A 237-nucleotide genomic window follows, 5' to 3' on the forward strand; every position below is an offset into this window, starting at 1 on the left:
GGCCGCGCCCAGCCCGGCCAGGCCACCGGCGGAGGCGGCGGTGCGGGCATCGAGGTGGTCGTCGCGCGCCACCACCGGCATGCCGCGCCGCAGCGCGACGATGAAGCCGCCGAACTGGCGCAGGTCGAGGGCGCCGGCCATGCTCTCGCCACCCTCGGCGCACCAGTCGCGCTCGATGTGCAGGGTGTCCCGGGCGGCGCCGACCACGCCGAAGCCGGCCCGGCTCGCGCCCAGGGT

The 237-nt window shown here is 78.9% G+C and carries 1 pseudogene; it reads right to left on the bottom strand.

The window, feature by feature from the left end:
- Positions 1 to 237: pseudogene (locus KVT32_RS31515) on the bottom strand (two-component system sensor histidine kinase/response regulator); the annotation flags it as partial.

It is taken from the genome of Achromobacter sp. GbtcB20, assembly GCF_019091095.1.
GTDB lineage: Bacteria > Pseudomonadota > Gammaproteobacteria > Burkholderiales > Burkholderiaceae_B > Achromobacter > Achromobacter mucicolens.